We start from the raw sequence: 20,705 nt of genomic DNA, 5'->3' as shown, positions 1-20,705 counted from the left end.
CAGCCCATGACCATCCACCAGAACCTGATTGCCGGCGAATGGGTCGGCACGGATGCGATCAGGAACATCAACCCGTCGAACACCAACGACGTGGTGGGCGAATATGCCCGCGCCTCCGTCGAGGACACCAAGGCGGCAATCGCGGCGGCGAAGGCTGCCTTCCCGGCCTGGTCGCGCTCCGGCATCCTCGAGCGCCATGCGGTCCTGCGCAAGACGGCCGACGAGATCCTCGCCCGCAAGGACGAACTCGGCCGCCTGCTGTCGCGCGAAGAGGGTAAGACACTGGCGGAAGGCATCGGCGAGACGGTGCGCGCCGGCCAGATCTTCGATTTCTTCGCAGGCGAGTGCCTGCGCCTTGCCGGCGAAGTGCTGCCCTCGGTGCGCCCGAACATCGGCGTCGAGATCACCCGCGAACCGATCGGCGTCGTCGGTATCATCACGCCGTGGAATTTCCCGATCGCCATTCCCGCCTGGAAGATCGCGCCGGCGCTGTGTTACGGCAACACGGTGGTCTTCAAGCCGGCCGAACTGGTGCCCGGCTGTTCCTGGGCGATCGTCGATATCCTGCACCGTGCCGGCCTGCCGAAAGGTGTGCTGAACCTCGTCATGGGCAAGGGTTCCGTCGTCGGCCAGATCATGCTCGACAGCCCCGACGTGCAGGCCATCACGTTTACCGGCTCCACCGGCACGGGCAAACGCGTCGCACTCGCCTCCGTCGACCATAACCGCAAATACCAGCTCGAAATGGGTGGCAAGAACCCCTTCGTCGTGCTCGACGATGCGGACCTCACCGTCGCCGTGGAAGCCGCTGTGAACTCGGCCTTCTTCTCCACCGGCCAGCGCTGCACGGCCTCCTCGCGCGTCATCGTGACGGAAGGCATCCACGACAAGTTCGTCGCTGCCGTCGGTGAGCGCCTGAAGAGCGTCGTCGTCGATGATGCGCTGAAGGCCGGCACGCATATCGGTCCGGTCGTCGATGAAAGCCAACTGAAGCAGGACACGGACTACATCGAGATCGGCAGACAAGAGGGCGCGAAACTCGCCTTCGGTGGTGAGTTGCTGAAGCGCGACACGCCCGGCTTCTATCTGGCGCCCGCGCTCTTCACCGAGGCGACGAACGACATGCGCATCGCGCGCGAGGAAATCTTCGGCCCTGTCGCCGCCGTCATCCGCGTCAAGGATTACGAGGAGGCGCTGGCCGTCGCCAACGACACGCCGTTCGGTCTGTCCTCCGGCATCGCCACGACGAGCCTCAAGCACGCCACGCATTTCAAGCGCAATGCCGAGGCTGGCATGGTCATGGTCAACCTGCCGACGGCGGGCGTCGATTTCCACGTGCCGTTCGGCGGCCGCAAGGGCTCGTCGCATGGCTCGCGCGAGCAAGGCCGCTACGCCAACGAATTCTACACAACCGTCAAGACCGCCTACACCCTGGCGTGAGACAAAGGCCGTCCGACCTTTCGGGCGGTCCCTTCAAGGACTGGAAAGATGACGAAGAAAGCGGAATGGCCACGCAGGCTGAGATCACAGGAATGGTACGGCGGCACCAGCCGCGACGTGATCTATCACCGTGGCTGGATGAAGAACCAGGGCTATCCGCACGACCTGTTCGACGGTCGCCCGGTTATCGGCATCCTCAACACCTGGTCGGATATGACGCCGTGCAACGGCCATCTGCGTGAGCTTGCCGAAAAGGTGAAAGCCGGTATCTGGGAAGCTGGCGGCTTTCCGATGGAAGTGCCTGTTTTCTCAGCCTCCGAAAACACCTTCCGCCCGACCGCGATGATGTATCGCAATCTTGCGGCGCTTGCGATCGAGGAAACGATCCGCGGCCAGCCGATGGATGGCTGCGTGCTGATGGTCGGCTGCGACAAGACCACGCCGTCGCTGATCATGGCGGCGGCCTCCGTCGACCTGCCGTCGATCGTGGTTACCGGCGGTCCGATGCTGAATGGCTATTTCCGCGGCGAGCGCGTTGGCTCCGGCACGCATCTGTGGAAGTTCTCCGAGATGGTGAAGGCCGGCGAGATGACGCAGGACGAGTTCCTCGAGGCGGAAGCGTCGATGAGCCGCTCGTCGGGCACCTGCAACACCATGGGCACGGCCTCCACCATGGCCTCCATGGCGGAAGCGCTTGGCATGGCTTTGTCAGGCAATGCCGCAATCCCGGGCGTCGATTCCCGCCGTAAGGTCATGGCGCAACTCACCGGCCGGCGCATCGTGCAGATGGTCAAGGACGACCTGAAGCCCTCCGACATCATGACGAAGCAGGCCTTTGAAAACGCCATCCGCACCAACGCGGCGATCGGTGGATCGACAAATGCGGTCATCCACCTGCTGGCCATGGCCGGCCGCGTCGGCATCGACCTGACGCTGGACGATTGGGATCGCTGTGGCCGCGACGTGCCGACCATCGTCAACCTGATGCCGTCGGGAAAATACCTGATGGAGGAGTTCTTCTACGCTGGTGGTCTGCCCGTCGTGCTGAAGCGCCTCGGCGAAGCCGGCCTGCTGCACAAGGACGCGATCACGGTCTCTGGCGAAACCGTCTGGGACGAGGTCAAGGATGTCGTCAACTGGAACGAGGACGTCATCCTGCCCGCCGAAAAGGCGCTGACGCAATCCGGCGGCATCGTCGTCGTGCGCGGTAACCTCGCGCCGAAGGGGGCGGTGCTGAAGCCGTCCGCAGCCTCGCCGCACCTGCTAACGCATCGCGGCCGCGCCGTGGTGTTCGAGGATATCGACGACTACAAGGCCAAGATCAACGACGACAGTCTCGATATCGACGAGACCTGCGTCATGGTCATGAAGAACTGTGGCCCGAAGGGGTATCCGGGCATGGCCGAGGTCGGCAATATGGGGCTTCCTCCGAAAGTGCTGAAAAAGGGCATCACCGACATGGTGCGCATCTCCGATGCGCGCATGTCGGGCACGGCCTATGGCACGGTCGTGCTGCACACCTCGCCGGAAGCTGCAGTGGGCGGTCCCCTTGCAGTCGTGCAAAACGGCGACATGATCGAGCTGGACGTACCGAACCGCCGCCTGCATCTCGACATTCCCGAGGAAGAGCTGGCGCGCCGGCTCGCCGCATGGAAGCCGAAACACGAATTGCCCGCGTCGGGCTATGCCTGGCTGCACCAGCAGCACGTCCAGGGCGCCGACACCGGCGCCGACCTCGACTTCCTCAAGGGCTGCCGCGGCAGTGCGGTCGGCAAAGACAGCCACTGAGGCGCATCAGATTCAGGTCGATATCTTAGTGATGAGGCGGGGCGAAAACCCCGCCATCTTTGTGGGGCAGTCGTATCAGCTCTGGCTTTGCGACTGGCTCTGACCGGCCGATGCCACCGTGATGGATACGCTCATCGTTTCCGCCGCCTTGCCCACCACCATGCCGGAAATCGGGGCGGCGTCCTGGTAGTCGAGGCCGGTCGACAGCCGGACATAGCGGGCGTCCGGGCAGATATCGTTCGCCGCATCGAAGCCCACCCAGCCGAGGCCCTGAAGGTGCACCTCCGCCCAGGCGTGGCTTGCGGTCTGTTCGGGTGCTTCCATCAGCAGGTAGCCCGAGACGTAGCGGGCAGGAATGCCGAGGTGGCGTGCCGCGGACAGGAGGATATGTGCATGATCCTGGCACACGCCCTGCTTCATCTCCAGTGCCTGTTCAGCCGTCGTTTCTGATCCGGTTTCGCCCGGCCTGTAGGCGACGGTCGCATGGATCGTCCCCATCAGGGCGTGCATGCGCGCCAGCTCGTTTTCGCCGGCCGACGCCTTGGCAAGCTCGCGGATCAGCTTGCTCGGTTTGGTCAGCGGTGTTTCGCGCAGATAAAGCCAAAGCGGCACGAAACCCTGGTGCGGGCCGAAGACGCCGGCCCGGTCCTCCGTATCGACCTCGCCCTCGGCGACGATGCGGATCGTCACTTGTTCGGCATTGGTGCTGACCAGATCGACGTGGTTGCCGAAATGGTCGGTGTAGCCGGCCTCAAGGCGGGCGCCGTGCACGGTGGTCTTCCACGCGCGCACGGTTTGTCCCGGCTGGGTCTTCGGCGTGAGCCGGAGCCGTTGCAGCGAATACTGCACCGGATCGTCATAGTGATATTCCGTCGTGTGGCTGATCTTCAGTCGCATGTTCGCCCCCGTGTCAGCCCTAGCGATTGAAGCGGTAGCCTTCGGAGATTTCTTCCCCGAGGCGGTTGTTGTGCACGATGAATTCCTCGATGAACTCATGGAGGCCCTGTTCCATGATGTCATCGATGGTTCGGCTTCGGAGCAGCATCAGCGTGGCCGAAGCGGTCTCGTGCGCTGCATGGTTGTCGCCGTAGAGCTTGGCGAGATAACCGAGATTGCTGACGATCTTGTCGTAGCTGTAGGCGAGCGAGCGCGGCATGCGGTCGTTGAGGATCAGGAAGTCCGCGATGTTGGCCGGCGAATAGTCGCCATCATAGACCCAGCTGTAGGAGCGGTGCGCCGAAACCGAGCGCAGGATCGATTCCCATTGCTTGTTGTCGAGCGACGAACCCACCTTGGCGATCGCCGGCAGCAGCACGTAATACTTCACGTCGAGAATACGCGCCGTGTTGTCGGCTCGCTCGATCGAGTTGCCGATGCGCGAGAAGTTGTAGACGTCGTCGCGTAGCATCGTGCCGTGGAAGGCGCCGCGGATGAGGCCGGTGCGGCGCTTGATCGTGTCGATCACCTCGGGCATTTCCGCCGGGCGGACGCGTTTGGACAGCATCTCCTTGAACTCGATCCAGCACTCGTTCATCGCTTCCCAGGTTTCCCGGGTCAAGGCGGTGCGCACCATGCGCGCGTTGTTGCGCGCGGAGTCGATGCAAGACAGCACGCTTGATGGGTTCGCCCGATCGCGCAGCAGGAAGTCGATGGCGTCCGCGCTCGTCAACCTTTCGTGCACGGTGTCGAAATCGTCGCGCACGCCGGCACTTTGCAGCACGCCGTCCCAGTCGTCGTCGGTGGAGCCGCTGCGCGTCAGCGCCATGCGCAGGCCTGCGTCGATCAGGCGGGCAATATTCTCGCCCCGCTCGATATAGCGGAACATCCAGTACAGGCCGTTTGCAGTTCTTCCGAGCATCGGTATCAGTCCTCCAGTACCCAGGTGTCCTTCGTGCCGCCGCCCTGACTGGAGTTCACCACCAGCGAGCCTTCTTTCAGCGCCACGCGGGTCAACCCGCCCGGAATGATCTGCACCTTGTCGGAAACGAGCACGTAGGGCCGGAGGTCGACGTGCCGGGGCGCGATGCCCTTGTTGACGAGGATGGGGACTGTGGAAAGCGACAGCGTCGGCTGCGCGATGTAGTTCGATGGCCGGGCCTTCAGCTTTTCGGCAAAGGCGGTGCATTCCTTCTTGGTGGCTGTCGGGCCGACGAGCATGCCGTAGCCGCCGGAGCCGTGCACTTCCTTTACCACCAGTTCGTCGAGATGCTCGAGCACGTATTTCAGGCTGTCTTCCTCCGAGCAGCGCCAGGTCGGCACGTTTTCGAGCAGCGCCTTGCGACCGGTATAGAACTCGACGATTTCAGGCATGTAGGAGTAGATCGCCTTGTCGTCGCAAATGCCGGTGCCCGGTGCGTTGGCGATGGTGATGTTGCCGGCCTTGTAGACATCCATGATGCCGGGAATACCAAGCGCGGAGTCCGGCCGGAAGGTCAGGGGATCGAGGAAGTCGTCATCGACGCGGCGATAGAGCACGTCGATCGCCTCGTAGCCGCGGGTCGTGCGCATCTTCACTTTGCCATCGACGACGCGCAGGTCCGAGCCCTCGACCAGTTCCACGCCCATCATGTCGGCGAGGAAGGAATGTTCGTAATAGGCGGAGTTGAAGATGCCTGGCGTCAGCACGGCAATGCGCGGCTTGCCGGAACAGCCGGGGGGCGCAAGGGACGCGAGGCTCTGGCGCAGGGTCTTCGGATAGTCCTCCACCGGCCGCACCTTGTTCAGATGGAACAGCTCCGGGAACATCTGCATCATGGTTTCCCGGTTTTCCAGCATGTAGCTGACGCCGGACGGGGTGCGGGCATTGTCTTCCAGCACATAGAACTGGTCTTCGCCGGTGCGCACGATGTCGGTGCCGACGATGTGGGTGTAAACGCCGCCCGGCGGCTTGAAGCCGATCATCTGCGGCAGGAAGGCGACGTTGCGCTCGATGAGCTCACGCGGCACGCGGCCGGCCTTGATGATTTCCTGCTTGTGGTAGATGTCGTCGAGGAAGGCGTTGAGGGCGATGACCCGCTGTTCGATGCCCTGGGCGAGCTTGCGCCACTCTCTGCCGGAAATGATGCGGGGAATGATATCGAAGGGGATGAGCTTTTCGGAGCTGTCCTCGTGTCCGTAGACTGCGAAGGTGATGCCGGTTTTTCGAAAGAGGTTTTCTGCGTCCCTTGATTTGGCGATCAGGCGAGCCCGATCCTGTCCTTCGTACCAGTCATGGTAGTTGTCATAAGGTTGCCGCGGGTTGGAGTCCGCGTTCATCATTTCATCAAATGCCAAAGGCGTGTTCCCCATTTTTCGCCATTTGAGTACAACATCAGGGGCAATGCAAGAACCATGCTCAATTAGCGGGAAAGAATTCTCACACCGCTTTGGGAATGGTCAAACCGGCCGGCAGGACGGTTTTTTCGTGTGGAGTGAACAGGTCGGGGCGCCTGCTGTGCGGTTTCCTGCGAGGGGTCGAAACCGGTGCTGCCGAAAATAGAGGCAGATGCCGAAAAGCTGTCCCGCCCTGTCTTTCCCTGAACCTAATCATCAAGGAAATTCCTTTGACCATCATCGGCGTCGCGCCTATCGCTCGCGCACCGATTGTTCTTCTGCCGGAAGCCGCATGTCCCTCGATCGCCTGGCGCCAGTCATCTTCGTCCTGCTCTGGTCGACCGGCTGGGTCGTTGCGAAATTCGGCGCCATCGTTTCCGAACCGCTCACCTTTCTCAGCATTCGCTACCTTGCCGCCGCAATCCTCTTCGGCGGCCTGTGCTGGGTGTCAGGTGTTTCCTGGCCGCGCGACACGCGCGCAATCGTGCACGCCGTCGTCTCAGGCGCCTTCCTGCATGGGCTCTATCTGGGAGCGGTCTGGTGGGCGATCGGCGAGGGCGTTCCAGCTGCGCTCTCCTCGATCATCGCGGCTCTCCAGCCGCTGATGACGGCGCTGGCCGCCCCCTTCTTCATCGGCGAGCGGCTGAACGGGCGGCAGAAGGCCGGTCTCTGTCTTGGCTTTCTCGGCGTGTTGCTGGCTGTGCTGCCGAAATTCTTCGGTCACGGTGCTGCGGAAATCCCGACCTTCGCCATCATCGTCAACATGCTGGGCATGGCCGCCGTCACCTATGGCACGATCTACCAGAAGCAACATCTGCCGACCGGCGACATCCGCGCCATTGCGACCTTGCAATATATGGGAGCGTTGATCGTCACTGTGCCTTTCGCACTCGGCCTGGAAAGCCTGCACGTCGATTTCGGCTGGGCCTTCGTCGCGTTGCTCGCCTGGTCGGTGCTTGGCATTTCGATGGGCGCAATCCTGCTGCTGCTCTATCTGCTGCGCAGAGGGCAGGTCTCGCGCGCCGCCTCCCTCATCTATCTTGTGCCGCCCATCGCCGCCCTCCAGGCGGCCGCCATCTTCGGCGAGGAACTGACGGTCCCGATGATTGTCGGTACGCTGATCGTCGTGGTCGGCGTCTACCTCACCAATCGCAAGGACCCGGCGCCGGCGGAATGATCAAACGAAAACGGCGGGCCGAAGCCCGCCGTTTCCTCATTCAGTTGTGATGTCGATTACGCCTGTTCGCGGCGCTGGCCTTCAGAGCGGCGCGGCTTGCCGTTCTGGTTCGGACGACCCTGGCCGTTGCCGGCACCGTGGTTGCGGTTCTGGCGCTCGCCCTGCTTCTGCGGCGGGCGGCCGCCGTGGGGGCGCTTGCCGGCGCCCGGTGCGCCGTCGGAGGCTGCGTGTGCACCTTCGCCGAAGGGCTTACGCGGCGGACGCTGGCCGGCGCGACCTTGGCTGGCGCGATGACCGCTGCCGCTGCGGGGCTTGCGCGACTTGCCGCCCGGGCCTGCCGTGATGACGGCCGGGGCTTCGCCGCTTGCGACGGCGATCTTGATGCCCATCAGCTTCTCGATGTCACGCAGCAGGTGTGCTTCGTCCGGGGCGCAGAAGGCGATCGCGATGCCGTCGCGGCCGTTGCGGGCCGTGCGGCCGATGCGGTGCACGTAGGCGTCCGGCACTTCCGGCAGGTCGTAGTTGTAGACGTGGGTGACGCCAGGAATATCGATGCCGCGGGCGGCAACGTCGGTGGCGACGAGCACGCGGATCTCGCCGTCACGGAAGGCCTTGAGGGCGCGCTCGCGCTGGCCCTGGCTCTTGTTGCCGTGGATCGAGGCGGCCTTGTAGCCGACCTGCTCGAGATGCTTCATCAGCTTTTCGGCGCCATGCTTGGTGCGCGAGAAGACCAGCGACAGGCCGTCAGGATTGGCGTTGAGCGTCTGCTTGAGGATCTGGGTCTTGTGGTCCTTGCCGGGCACGAAGTGCACGTACTGCTCGACCTTGTCGGCAGCCTTGCCGGGCGGGGAGACTTCGACCTTCTTCGGGTTGACGAGGTATTCGCCGGCGAGTTCGGCGATCAGCTTCGGCATGGTGGCCGAGAAGAGCAGCGTCTGGCGGGTCTTCGGCACGAGGCGCGAAATCTTGCGCAGGTCGTGGATGAAGCCGAGGTCGAGCATCTGGTCGGCTTCGTCGAGCACGAGATAACGGGCCTGCGTCAGCGTCACGGCCTTGCGGGCGATGAGGTCGAGCAGACGGCCGGGCGTGGCGACGAGGATGTCGGTGCCGCGGTTCAGCATTTCCGTCTGTTTGTTGATGGAAGCGCCACCAACGACAGTGACGATGCGCAGCGGCGTCTTCTTCACGAAGTCGCGCAGGTTGTCGGCGATCTGGTTCACCAGTTCGCGGGTCGGCGCCAGAATGAGGGCGCGGATGTTGCGCGGATCGGGACGGCGCGGATCAGCCAGAAGCTTTTCGATCATCGGCAGGCCGAAGGCGGCCGTCTTGCCGGTGCCGGTCTGGGCGAGGCCGATCAGGTCGGAGCCTTCCATGACGAGCGGAATGGCCTTTTCCTGGATGGGGGTAGCGGTGGCGAAACCGAGGGTGGAAAGGGTATCGACAATGGTCTTCGAGAGGCCGAGGTCGTGAAAAGTGGTCAAGTGCATACCTTTCGGGGCGCCAAACGCGATAAGCCGGAACGCACCATGCGTTTCCGGTTTCGTTCGGCGTCAAGAACCCCGCGTGAATTGGGAACTTGTGGGTTGGTTGGCAGTCGTCGGCGCAGTCATCCGCAAATGGGAGGCGGATCGTCTCTTGCGCTTGTCCTTCTTAGCATCCCGTTGCAGGGACGTCGGTGGCTCGCTCACGCGGCGGCCGAAGGGCGACGCTGGGGGTCATGTCGTTGTTTTGCGGTGAAAAGTCAAGCCCTAGTTTTCGCAGGTGCGAAAGGATTTGGCCTCAACCCATGCGAAGATCGAACTCCGCGGTCGCGCAAACAGCGCCGTTGATCAGGATTTCGATCCGGTGCGTGCCGGGATAGTAGACCCGCGTGGTGATCGGCCGGATGGCATGGTCCTTGGCGATTGTCTGGCGCCCGCCCGCCGGCAGATCGAGCTGCTTCCACTTGAAGACTTTTGGCGCCAGCGTGCCGTTCGCCTTCACATGATGGATCGCATAATCGATCATCAGCCGTTGCGGGGCTGCATCCTCGTTTGTGACCGTGATGGAAAAGCCGAGCTTGTCGCCGAAAACGACGACCGGTGTGGCGATCGAAAGCGTCGCGACTATGCCCTTTGCGGCCGCGAAGCCGAAATTGGCCAGTGCTTTTGCATCACCCTTCTTCAGGAGGGTGCGCGAGGCGTGCCGCAGCAATTGTCGCCGCTCGGTGGATGCGCCGTCGATATGGCGCTCGACGAAATCCGCCACCAGCGCCGGATGATCCTTGGCGATATCGTTGAGACTGTTGGCGACGGAGCGGCGCACATAGTCCTCGGGGTCGTCGAGGAGGGCGACGAGGATCGGCAGGATCGGCTGCGGGTCCTTGACGAGCGCCGGCAGGCGCATCGCCCAGGGCAGGCGGGGACGGGTACCTTCGCTGGCAAGCCGGCGCACATGATGATTGGCGTCGATGGTCCAGCCGGAGATTTCGGCGAGTGCGCGGTCCTGTTCGGCATGGATGAGGCGGCGGATGCCGAATTCAGCGGTGAAATGCGGCGTCAGGGCCTTGAGGAGGGCGAGTGACAGGTCAAAATGCTCAAGACCATGCTGGGAAACGAACTGGTTGACCGGCAGCAGTGCCCAACCGGAAAGGCCCGGCTTGCCGTCGTTCGGCAGGGCTTGCCGCAGGACGTCTGCCGCTACGACATAGTCGGCGGGCAGCGTTTCGGCGAGTGCCTCCCGAATTCGTTCCGACCGCTGCATCAGTTCCAGCGCCTCCATGCCATCGGTGGCGAGACGGGTGAAGCGGGCGGTGTCGAAGTCTGGCGCATGGCGGGAGATGTGGCGCGCCATGTCCGTCACCGGTCCGGGATGCAGCAGGTTTTTCAGCGGTTCGGCCACGGGTTTCTCCAGTCGTTTGCGGCACCCTAACGAGCCTGGCCGGCACGGGGATAGGGGTGAACACGTCTTTCCAACAGCTTCGTGATCTTCGCCACCCGGAACATGCGGATGACCTGTTGCGTTCGGTCAACGTGCATCCTGCCACAATGCTGGCGGATGCTGTTCGGCGCAGATTCGCTTCTGCGCATCCATAACCTCGCTACGGGAGTGAAACATGACCGCTACGACTTGGATTCTCGCCGCCGACGGCAACCAGGCCCGCTTGCTCAAGGGGGTGAACCTGTTGATCGATGGCCAGCAGAGCCCGGAGCAGGAAGTCTTTCGCTGGGAGCCAAAAAGGGCGCAGGACATCATGGCCGACAAGCCCGGCCGCAGCCACTCCTCCGTCGGCCGTGGCCGGTCCGCCATGGAATATTCGAGTGATCCGGTGCGGGAAGAGCAGCAGAAATTCACCGCCGAAGTGGCCGGCCGCATTGATGACTATGCCGCCGAAGGCGCGTTCGACCGTCTCGTCGTCTGCGCGGCACCGCAGACGCTCGGCGATCTGCGCACGAAGCTTTCGGATAAATCCCGCACCTTGACGATGGCCGAGATCGACAAGAACTTTTCGAACCTGCCGACGGAAAAGCTGATCTCCTCCGTCCGCTCGATCATGTTCGATGCGTAGGCCCTAGCTACGCGGATATGGATCAAATCCGTGCCGCTTGACCCTTCTCCCCGTCGGGGAGAAGGGAAGATGGGTAACATCCTGCCAAACTTAGAAATCGGTCGGAACGCCGCCCTCTTCCTTACGCCTGGCGACGAACGCATCCAGTTCGTCCTCGATCGCCGGGTCGAGCGGCGGCTTTTCGTAGGTGTTGAGCTTTTCCTTGAACACCCGGTTGGCGTGGTCGTAGGTCGTCGGTCGGCCAGCCTCCGTCCATGTCTCGAAATTGCGCCAGTCCGATAGGATCGGCGAATAGAAGGCGGTCTCATAGCGCGCAAGCGTGTGCGGCGTGCCGAAGAAATGTCCGCCCGGACCGACATCGCGCACGGCATCCAGCCCGAGTGCGTCGGCGCTGACATCGAGCGGCGTCAGGTATTCCGCCACCATCTGCAGCATGTCGACGTCGAGGATGAACTTTTCGAAGGAGGCGGTCAGGCCGCCTTCGCTCCAGCCTGCCGAATGCATGATGAAATTGCCGCCGCCCTGGGTCAGCGCCCAGAGCGAGAAGGCGGATTCATATGCCGCCTGCGCATCGATCGTGTTCGAGGCATTGGTGTTCGAGGTGCGGTAGGGAATGTTGTATTTGCGGGCGAGCTGGCCGCCGGCCACCACCGCCTTCATATATTCCGGCGTGCCGAAGGCAGGCGCGCCCGTCTTCATGTCGACATTGGAGGTGAAGCCGCCATACATGACCGGCGCGCCCCTGCGCACCATCTGCGTGAAGGCGATTCCGGCCAGCGCCTCGGCGTTCTGCTGCACCACCGCACCGGCGATCGTCACCGGCGCCATGGCGCCAGCCAGCGTGAAGGGTGTTACCACCACGACCTGGTTGCGCGAGGACATTTCGATGATGCCCTGCAGCATGGGGCCATCGAGGCGCAGCGGCGATGACGTGTTGATGATGGTGAAGAGCGAGGGTTCGCGCTCCATCTGCTCCATCGAAATGCCGCGGCCGATGCGAGCGATCTCGATACCGTCGACGTTGCGCTGTTTTCCCAGCGAATAGACGTGAAAGACCTTGTCGGTCAGCTTTACCATATCCGACAGGCAATCGAGGTGACGCACCGAGGCGTGGATATCGACAGGCTCGACCGGATAGCCACCGGTGGTGTGGATCACGTCATAGGACTGCGCGAGCTTCACCAGCTTGCGGAAATCCTCCTGGTTGCCGGCGCGCCGGCCGCCTTCGCGGTCTGCCACAAAGGGGGCGGAGGCGACCTGCGCGAAGACCAGGCTGTTGCCGCCGATCTCGACATTCCGCAGCGGGTTGCGGGCATGCAGGGTGAAGGCGGGCGGCACGGAGGCCATCATGTCGAGGATGAGGCCGCGATCGAAACGCACGCGGTCCGTACCGGGCGTCACGTCGGCGCCGGCAGCCTTCATGCGATCGCGCGCCTCCGGCAGGATGACGTCCATGCCGATCTCTTCGAGGATCGTCAGCGACGCCTGGTGCACGGCCTCCAGCGCATCCTCCGAAAGCACGGTGGACTTGGCGGTCGTGTTGACGAGATTGAGATATTTCGACGTGGCCGGTGCGCGGCGGGTGCGCTCGGCACCCCGCCCGCCGCCGCGTCGCCGGCGTTCGACGGGCGTGTCGGCGACGTCCGCCTCCGGTTGTTCGAGGTGATTTTCGAGTTTGATCACGTCGCCCATATGCAGTGCAGCCCCGGTCTGGTTTGCCTATTTCCCTTGTTGCACATCCTGCGACGCCATGGCCCATCATTTGCGACAGGGAAATGCTCTCTCGGATAAGAGGCCTGCATGCGGCATTTCCGGCAACGAACGGTTAACCATCCGTTCAAGGATTGCTGGTACTCCCCAAGGGGTACGAATCCCTCCTTCTGTCCCGCTTCGGGGAGTACATGGCGTGGCTGAATCTCAAGACGAATTGCTGGTGGCGGCCTGCGCGCGCGTTTGCGCGCATCCGCATCCGGCTTACGTCAAGAGCAGCGAACTACGCTATCTCGCGGTAAACGATGCCTATGCGCGGCTTTTCGATCACCGGCCCTCCGAGATGATCGGCCTGCGCAGCGACGAAGTGGGCGAGCCGCTCGGCCATGGCGACCGGGACGATCCGGAACGCCGCTGCCTGATCTTCGGCAATCCCGAGCGCGCCCGTTACGCCCATCCCTTCGGTGGCGGCAGCTTCGACATTGCATTGAAGCGCGAGCGGATTTCCCACACGCTTTCCATTCTCATCGGTCTTTTCACCCCTTCGATCGAGGCCTTGGCAACGACGGTTCGCAGCGTTGCGAACGGCAATGGCAATCCGCTGCAGGCGACGAACTTTGCCCCCGTCGACCGCACCGCGACGAACGAAACGCACGTCGTCGACAAGATCGAAGACGCGCTCGATACGCTTGGCGCTGGCATCGCCGTCTTCGGTGCGGACAACCGGCTGAGCTATGCCAATGCCAGCATGCGGGAGTTCTACCGGGTGCTCGTCGGCGACCTGGCGGATGGTCCGGTCAGCCTTGCGGCGTTGACCGAGGCGCTGCACGACCTCGAAGTCGGGCGCAAGCCATCGGCCGAGCGCGAGCGCTGGATGGCCGCCCGGCTCGCCAGCTACGACCTGCCACTCTACGAATCCGCCGCGCGCCACCCCGCCGGCGGCTGGACACGCCTCGTCACGCAGCGCCGGCCGGATGGCGTGCTGGTCGCGCTGCGCCTCGACGTGACGGCGTTGAAGGAGAGCGAAGGGCGGCTGAAGCAGCATGCACAGGAGATCAGCCTCTACCGCGCGCTGCTCGACGAGTTGCCGGTTGCGAGCTTCATGCGGGACGAAAACCAGCGCATGATCTTTGCCAACCGCGCCTATGTCGAGATGACGGGACGGCAGCCGGAAGAGTTGCTGGGCCTCACCACGCTGGAAATGTATCCCGAGCAGGGAGAGGAATTCCACCAGCAGAACCAGCTCGTGCTCGACAGCGGGGAGTTGGTGGAGTCCGAGATCGAGTATCTCCGCCCCGATGGCTCCATGCTGCCGACGATCTCGCGGCTCTACCGCGTCACGACGCTCGATGAAAAGAGCTACCTGATCGGCTCGATCACTGACACGACCGTGCTGAAGAAGCGCGAGGAGCAGTTGATCGAGGCGCAGCGCCAGGCCGAAGCCGCGCGCTCCGATCTTGAAAGCGTCGTCGAGTCGCTGCCTGTCGGGATCGTCGTGGTCGATGAGGACGGTTTCATCGAACTGGTCAACGGCGCCTTCGAGGAGCTTTGGGACGGTGCGTTGCCGCCGATGAAGGGCCAGCCTCTCGGCACGCTTCTCGCCTTTCAGCAGGCGCAGGGGGGAATTTGCGGCGAGGGCGGCCCTGACGTAGAAGGTTACGAGCAGTGCCTTGCCGGCATCCGGGCCGGCGACATGCCGGCGCGCGAGGTTGCCTATGCCAACGGGCGGGCGGTGATCGAAGCGGGTTGTGCGATTTCCGGCGGCCGCTGCCTGCTGACCTATATCGACATTACCGAACGGCGCGAACGCGAGCGCGAAGTGCTGCAGGCCCGCAGCGCGCTCGAGGATATCGGCAGTCTGATGAAGGACGCCGTCTCCTCGATGAGCCAGGGCCTGCTGATCATCGAAGACGACAGGGTGGTGCTTTCGAACGAGGCGTTGTCCAGCATGATCGCCATGCCGGCGCACTTGCTGCAATCCGGCGCCCTGATCAAGGATGTTCTTCAGAGCTGCGTCGATCGCAAGATTGCTGGCTTTGCCGACGAGACGCCGGTCGACGCTAGCGAATTCGGCAAAATCCTCTTCACGGGCAAGCCGGCGACGCTGACCGTCTTCAGCGGTTACCAGCGCTGGCTGCGCCTCGACGTGACGCCGACGGGTCGCGGGCGCTCCGTCATGGTGTTCTCCGATATCACCGATCTCAAGAACCGCGAAGACGAGTTGCGCCGGCTGGTCACCCGGGCCGAGACGGCCGACAAGGCGAAGTCCGAATTCCTGGCCAATATGAGCCATGAAATTCGCACGCCGATGAACGGCGTGCTCGGCATGGCCGAACTGCTGGCCAAGTCCCATCTCGATACGCGCCAGAAGACCTTCATCGACATCATGGTGAAGTCCGGCAACGCGCTGTTGACCATCATCAACGACATTCTCGACTTTTCGAAGATCGATGCCGGCCAGATGACGCTGCGCAACATCGCCTTCAACCCGGTGGAGGCGATCGAGGACGTCGCGACGCTGCTTTCGGCCAAGGCGGCGGAAAAGGATATCGAGCTTGTGGTGCGCGGGGCGGCAAACATGCCGTCGTCCGTCATGGGCGATGCCGGCCGTTTCCGCCAGATCGTCACCAACCTCGTCGGCAATGCCGTGAAATTCACCGATCGCGGCCATGTGCTGATCGACCTGACCTCCCGGGCAACCGAGGGCGGTGTCGAGATCGTCATCCGTGTCGAGGATACCGGTGCCGGCATCCCGACGGAAAAGATGGAATCGATCTTCGAAAAGTTCTCGCAGGTCGACAGTTCCTCGACGCGCCGGCACGAGGGCACCGGGCTTGGCCTCGCCATCACCGACGGGTTGACGCGCCTTTTCGGCGGCACGCTGGAGGCGACAAGCGAGATAGGCAGGGGGTCCGTCTTCACCCTGCGCCTGCCGATGACGCTTGCGGTCGCGTCGATGCCCGCCCGCATCGTACCCGCCCCGACGCCGGGTGCTCGCATTCTTGTCGTCGACGCGCACGATCTTTCCCGCAAAGCCTCGCATGATATGCTGCTTGACTGGGGTTTCGATGCGACGGCGGTCGGGTCGGAGGCCGAGGCGCTTGCCGTACTCGCCGCCGCCGGGGATATGGGCGTTTCGGTGGACGTAATCCTGCTGGATTACCGGCCGGATCGTTCCGCGGATTTCGTCCGGTCGCTGCGGCAAAGCCCTTCGACTGCCGGCATTGCGCTGATCGTGCTCACCTCCATGAACTTGCCGACGGACGACAAGCTGTTTTCGTCGCACGATGTGCACGCCCATCTGATGAAGCCGGTTCGCGCGGAGCTTTTGCGCGAGACCGTGTCCGAAGTGCTGCGCGTGATGCGCAGCGCCAGAACGCCCGCAGTGGTGCCCGCCACCGAGGAATCCAAGGTGCTGCCGCTCCGGCCGCTCGTGGCCGCGTCCGTTGCCCCGGCGGTGGAGGGCAACGTGCTGGATGTGCTGGTCGCCGAGGACAACGAGGTCAACCAGATCCTCTTCACCCAGATGCTGACGGCCGCGGGTGTCAGCTTCCGGTTGGTGGGCAATGGGGAGGAGGCCGTCGAGCTTTACCGTAATACCCGTCCGGGCATGATCCTCATGGACATGTCCATGCCCGTCATGAACGGGTTGCAGGCCAGCCGGGCGATCCGCGACATCGAAAGCGGCACCGGTCACCGTGTTCCGATCGTCGCCGTCACCGCCCATGTGCTCGATGGCGACCGCGAGCAATGCCTTGCCGCTGGCATGGATGATTACCTGGCGAAGCCGATCAGCATCGAGAAACTGGAAGAAAAGCTCGACCGCTGGCTGAAGCGCAGCACGGCGCTGGCGGCCAGTCGTTCATAGAACTGAGTCTCACGCCGGCTTTTGCCCGCAGAGCATTTCGCGCTTTCCGGTAAATCCCGGTCGGCGTTCGACGATGAAGCCGGCGCTACCAAGATTGCGTCGCACGAAGCCGGCCGCTGCATAGGTGCCGAAGCGCCCGCCGGGGGTGGTCAGGCGAAAGACTTCGGCCATCAGTTCCGCCGACCACATGTCCGGATTGCGCGACGGCGCAAAGCCGTCGAGATACCAGGCATCGAAGGGTGTTGTTTCCCGGCCGAGGCTTTCGAGCGCCGGGCCGCAGACGACGGTGAGGTGGACACGCGACTCAAGATCGATCTCGATGCGGCCTGCCGGTGCATCCGGCCAGCTCGCGGTCAGCATCGCGCGTTCCTGCTCGATCTCCGGCCAATGCGCCAGCGCTCGTCCGATATCGGCGCGCGCCATCGGAAATCGCTCGAAGGAGGTGAAGTGCAGGCTTGCGCCTTCCGGCGCGGTTTCCCGCCATTGCCGCCAGGTCTCGCAGAGATTGAGGCCAGTGCCGAAGCCGAGTTCGGCGATGCGGAACGGTGCTGCGCGCTGCCAGCGCGCGGGCAGGTCGTTGCCGGACAGGAAGACATGGCCGCATTCCAGTCGGCCGTCGCTGCGGCAATAAAAATGATCGTCAAAGGCGCGGGAATAGGGCATATCGCCCTCGTGCCAGTCGAGGACTGCTTCGCTCGGCGGCGCTTTTTCAGGAACGTGTTCAGCCATGGCATATGCCGATAGTCGCGCGAAGGCCGCCGGTCAACCGATCGTGGACCTCCTCGTCGTTGGCGGTGGGGTCATGGGCTTGTGGACCGCACTTTTTGCCGCCCGCGACGGGTTTTCGGTGCGCCTTGTTGAAAAACGGACAATCGGTGCAGGCGCCAGCGGCGGCGTGCTCGGCGCGCTGATGCCGCACTTACCGGATCGCTGGAATGCCAAGAAGGCGTTTCAGTTCGCTGCCCTCGTTTCGCTTGAGGGGGAAATTGCGACGCTGGAGGCTGAAACCGGCCTCTCCGTCGGCTACCGCCGCTCCGGTCGTCTCATCCCGCTGGCAAAGCCGCATAACCGGGAACTTGCGCTCGGCCAGGCCCAGGATGCGCTCGCTGTCTGGAAGACGCCGGACCGTTCCTTTGCTTTCGACGTGCTGGAGGCGGCACCGTTGGCCGGTTGGCCGGGAGACGATGCGATGGCGCACGGGCTCGTGCGCGACGGTCTTGCTGCGCGCCTTGCGCCGCGCCGCTTGCTGGACGCCTTGCGATCGGCACTCGACTGTCATCCGAAAGTCGAGGTCACGGAAGGCGTGGGGCTCAAGGCGATCGACCCGGCTGCCGGTCTCGCCCGTCTGGACGAGGGAAGCGATGTCGCTTTTGAAAACTGCGTGCTGTCGGCGGGTGTCGAGACCTTCCCTCTGCTGGCGCCCCTCAATCCGCCGATCGCCCGGCCGGCTGGCACTGGGGTCAAGGGGCAGGCGGCCTTGCTTAAGGCCACCATCGACCCTGCGCTGCCGGTGATTTTTACGGGTGGCCTCTACATCGTGCCACACGAAGACGGCCTGGTGGCCGTCGGCAGCACCAGCGAAAACACTTTTGCGGAACCGACGTCCACCGACGGCCTCCTCGACGCCTTGATCGACAAGGCGCGGGCAATGGCGCCGCTGCTTGCCGATGCGCCTGTGGTGGAGCGTTGGGCTGGGGTGAGGCCGAGGGCGGTCGGTCGCGAGCCGATGGTTGGCCGGCATCCGGATCACGCCAATATCAGCCTGATGACAGGTGGCTTCAAGGTCAGTTTCGGCATCGCGCACAAGCTGGCGCGCGAAGTTCTGAACGAAATCAAGGGCGGCACGCTTGGCGTACCACCCTCGTTCACCTTCGAGGCCCACCTTGCGGAAGCCGGACGGCTTTAGGCATCGCTTACATCCAGTAGGGCGGCACACCGTAATAGTCGTAGATCACCTTGCCGTTGCGACGGTTCCAGTCGTACTCCGCGTCGCTTTCATAGTGCGGCGCTTTTTCGACCTGTTCCTTCGTCAGATCGACGCGGTAGCCGGCAAGGCCTTCGTCATAGTTCAGCTTGCCCCACGGCAACGGATAGTGGTCCTGGCCGATGCCGAGAAAGCCGCCGAAACTCAATACGGCGTAGGAGACCTGGCCGCTGCGCTTGTCGAGGATCAGTCGCTCCACCGCGCCGATATGCTTGCCGTCGGCGCCGTAAACGCTGGTACCTTCGACCTTGTCACTGGCAATGAGGTCCTGGGTTTCGCGAATGTTTGCATCTTGCATGGCCATAGGTGTTTCTCCTTGGTTGTCATGGACAGGAAACGGGCCAAGGCGCTAATGGTTCCTTTTCAAGAGCTTTTGCACGCGGCTCGAACCCGTGTGTGCGACGGCTTCTGCCATTGCCGAGGTGACCAATGACCGACAAGACTTATCCGCGCGACCTGATCGGCTACGGCCGCACCCCGCCGCAGGTGCGCTGGCCGGGCGATGCGAACATCGCCGTGCAGTTCGTGGTGAACTACGAAGAGGGCGCTGAAAGCTGCATCCTCGATGGTGACGCGTCGTCGGAAAACCTGCTCTCGGAAATCGTCGGCGCGGCGGCTTGGCCAGGCCAGCGCAACCTCAATATGGAATCGATCTACGAATACGGTTCGCGCGCCGGCTTCTGGCGCCTGCACCGGCTGTTCACCAGCCGCAACGTCACCACGACGGTCTATGGCGTGACACTTGCGATGGCGCGCAATCCGGAAGCCGTTGCCGCCATGAAGGAAGCCGGCTGGGAAATTGCCAGCCACGGCTATCGCTGGCTGGAATACAAGGATTTTTCGGAAGAGCAGGAGCGCGAGCATATCCGCGAGGCTGTGCGCCTGCACAAGGAACTGACGGGCTCGCACCCGCTCGGCATGTACCAGGGCAAACCCTCGGCCAACACGCTGCGCCTTGTCATGGAAGAGGGCGGCTTCGTCTATTCCTCAGACTCCTATGCCGACGATCTGCCCTATTGGGTACCGGGTCTCGATGGCGAACCCTTCCTCATCATCCCCTATACGCTCGAAACCAACGATATGCGCTTCGCGACGCCGCAGGGTTTCAACACGGGCGACCAGTTCTTCACCTACCTGAAGGACGCCTTCGACGTGCTCTACCAGGAAGGCAAGGACGGCAGTCCGAAGATGCTGAACATCGGCCTGCACTGCCGCCTCGTCGGCCGCCCTGGTCGTGTCGCGGCACTCGCCCGCTTCGTCGACTACGTGCTTGGCCACGAGAAGGTCTGGATCCCGCGCCGCATCGACATCGCCCGCCACTGGATCGAGAACCACCATCCGTCGAAGGCCAAGGCATGATCGACCGCGTCGATTTCCTCGACCGCTTCGGCGGCGTCTTCGAGCACTCGCCCTTCATTGCCGAACGGGCGCTCGATGCCGGTGCTGTTTCGGAACCGCTGACGGCGGGTGGAGTGCATGCCGCGCTCACCGATGCCTTCCGCAAAGCGTGCCACGCGGAACAGCTTGGTGTGCTCACCGCCCATCCCGACCTTGCCGGCAAGCTGGCCATTGCCGGCGGGCTCACCGAGGATAGCCGCAAGGAGCAGGCGGGTGCCGGCCTCGACCGGCTGAACCCGGCCGAACACGCCCGCTTCACCGAACTCAACACCGCCTATACGGAAAAATTCGGCTTCCCCTTCATCATCGCGGTCAAAGGCCTTGACAAGGACGACATCCTCGCGGCTTTCGAAAAGCGCGTAGGCAATACGGCCGATGAAGAATTCGAAACTGCGAAAGGCCAGGTGGAGCGTATCGCGCTCCTCCGGTTGAATGCTCTGCTCCCCGGAGATTAACAATGCCCGACTACCAAAGACCGCCC

General features: G+C 63.3%; 16 protein-coding genes. 8 read left to right on the top strand and 8 right to left on the bottom strand.

Annotated features, from left to right (window positions below; all coding sequences use genetic code 11):
* The first annotated feature begins 6 nt into the window (after positions 1-6).
* Together AC1RT2_RS22000 and araD are read left to right on the top strand one after the other, a co-directional pair.
* Positions 7-1,440 carry an aldehyde dehydrogenase family protein gene (locus AC1RT2_RS22000; RefSeq protein WP_493105314.1) on the top strand — a complete coding sequence of 478 codons (1,434 nt, stop codon included), beginning with the start codon at positions 7-9 and terminating at the stop codon, positions 1,438-1,440.
* Positions 1,441-1,488: 48 nt separating this feature from the next.
* Positions 1,489-3,228, top strand: a complete 1,740-nt coding sequence (araD, locus tag AC1RT2_RS21995; protein WP_493105312.1) for an L-arabinonate dehydratase — start codon at positions 1,489-1,491, stop codon at positions 3,226-3,228.
* A 75-nt stretch (positions 3,229-3,303) separates the two neighbouring features.
* Here the strand turns inward: araD and AC1RT2_RS21990 are convergent, their stop codons facing one another.
* From AC1RT2_RS21990 to AC1RT2_RS21980, 3 genes are read right to left on the bottom strand one after another with little or no spacing between them, the layout of a single operon-like run.
* Positions 3,304-4,125: a transglutaminase family protein gene (locus AC1RT2_RS21990; protein WP_493105310.1), complete on the bottom strand. Its 822-nt coding sequence runs from the start codon at positions 4,123-4,125 to the stop codon at positions 3,304-3,306.
* Between the two features lie 19 nt (positions 4,126-4,144).
* The gene (locus AC1RT2_RS21985; RefSeq protein WP_069057968.1) at positions 4,145-5,086 is read right to left on the bottom strand and encodes an alpha-E domain-containing protein; all 942 of its coding nucleotides are present in this window, start codon (positions 5,084-5,086) and stop codon (positions 4,145-4,147) included.
* Between the two features lie 5 nt (positions 5,087-5,091).
* Entirely contained in the window at positions 5,092-6,516 is a 1,425-nt protein-coding gene (locus tag AC1RT2_RS21980) for a circularly permuted type 2 ATP-grasp protein (protein ID WP_493105308.1), read from the bottom strand.
* A gap of 316 nt (positions 6,517-6,832) precedes the next feature.
* Between AC1RT2_RS21980 and AC1RT2_RS21975 the strand changes: the two genes are divergently transcribed.
* Positions 6,833-7,717 carry a DMT family transporter gene (locus AC1RT2_RS21975; protein ID WP_493105306.1) on the top strand — a complete coding sequence of 295 codons (885 nt, stop codon included), beginning with the start codon at positions 6,833-6,835 and terminating at the stop codon, positions 7,715-7,717.
* Between the two features lie 56 nt (positions 7,718-7,773).
* Here the strand turns inward: AC1RT2_RS21975 and AC1RT2_RS21970 are convergent, their stop codons facing one another.
* On the bottom strand, positions 7,774-9,198 hold the full coding sequence (locus AC1RT2_RS21970) for a DEAD/DEAH box helicase (protein ID WP_069061297.1): 1,425 nt from the start codon (positions 9,196-9,198) through the stop codon (positions 7,774-7,776).
* Positions 9,199-9,496: 298 nt separating this feature from the next.
* Positions 9,497-10,597, bottom strand: coding sequence for a DNA alkylation repair protein (locus AC1RT2_RS21965; RefSeq protein WP_493105304.1), 1,101 nt, complete (start codon positions 10,595-10,597; stop codon positions 9,497-9,499).
* Between the two features lie 214 nt (positions 10,598-10,811).
* Between AC1RT2_RS21965 and AC1RT2_RS21960 the strand changes: the two genes are divergently transcribed.
* Entirely contained in the window at positions 10,812-11,264 is a 453-nt protein-coding gene (locus tag AC1RT2_RS21960; protein WP_069057972.1) for a host attachment protein, read from the top strand.
* A gap of 90 nt (positions 11,265-11,354) precedes the next feature.
* Here the strand turns inward: AC1RT2_RS21960 and AC1RT2_RS21955 are convergent, their stop codons facing one another.
* On the bottom strand, positions 11,355-12,956 hold the full coding sequence (locus AC1RT2_RS21955; protein ID WP_493105301.1) for a trimethylamine methyltransferase family protein: 1,602 nt from the start codon (positions 12,954-12,956) through the stop codon (positions 11,355-11,357).
* A 214-nt stretch (positions 12,957-13,170) separates the two neighbouring features.
* Here AC1RT2_RS21955 and AC1RT2_RS21950 point away from each other — a divergent pair, with 214 nt between their 5' ends.
* Positions 13,171-16,842, top strand: a complete 3,672-nt coding sequence (locus AC1RT2_RS21950) for a PAS-domain containing protein (RefSeq protein ID WP_493105299.1) — start codon at positions 13,171-13,173, stop codon at positions 16,840-16,842.
* A gap of 9 nt (positions 16,843-16,851) precedes the next feature.
* Here AC1RT2_RS21950 and mnmC2 read toward each other — a convergent pair whose 3' ends face one another.
* Complete coding sequence (gene mnmC2 / locus AC1RT2_RS21945) at positions 16,852-17,571, bottom strand: tRNA (5-methylaminomethyl-2-thiouridine)(34)-methyltransferase MnmC2 (protein WP_493105297.1); 720 nt, start codon at positions 17,569-17,571, stop codon at positions 16,852-16,854.
* Between mnmC2 and AC1RT2_RS21940 the strand changes: the two genes are divergently transcribed.
* Positions 17,570-18,748, top strand: a complete 1,179-nt coding sequence (locus AC1RT2_RS21940) for an NAD(P)/FAD-dependent oxidoreductase (protein WP_493105295.1) — start codon at positions 17,570-17,572, stop codon at positions 18,746-18,748. The genes mnmC2 and AC1RT2_RS21940 overlap by 2 nt on opposite strands.
* Positions 18,749-18,755: 7 nt before the next feature.
* On the opposite strand, the gene AC1RT2_RS21935 is transcribed toward AC1RT2_RS21940, so the two are convergent.
* Positions 18,756-19,130: a PRC-barrel domain-containing protein gene (locus AC1RT2_RS21935; protein WP_493105293.1), complete on the bottom strand. Its 375-nt coding sequence runs from the start codon at positions 19,128-19,130 to the stop codon at positions 18,756-18,758.
* Positions 19,131-19,255: 125 nt separating this feature from the next.
* Here AC1RT2_RS21935 and puuE point away from each other — a divergent pair, with 125 nt between their 5' ends.
* Positions 19,256-20,185: an allantoinase PuuE gene (puuE, locus tag AC1RT2_RS21930; RefSeq protein WP_493105291.1), complete on the top strand. Its 930-nt coding sequence runs from the start codon at positions 19,256-19,258 to the stop codon at positions 20,183-20,185.
* Complete coding sequence (uraD, locus tag AC1RT2_RS21925) at positions 20,182-20,679, top strand: 2-oxo-4-hydroxy-4-carboxy-5-ureidoimidazoline decarboxylase (protein ID WP_493105289.1); 498 nt, start codon at positions 20,182-20,184, stop codon at positions 20,677-20,679. Before puuE ends, uraD begins: the two co-directional genes overlap by 4 nt.
* Positions 20,680-20,705: the final 26 nt, after the last annotated feature.

The organism is Shinella sp. GW821-FHT11G07 (assembly GCF_058808115.1).
Note: the sequence above shows the minus strand (reverse complement) of the source record. Positions and strands in the feature narration are given on the sequence as shown.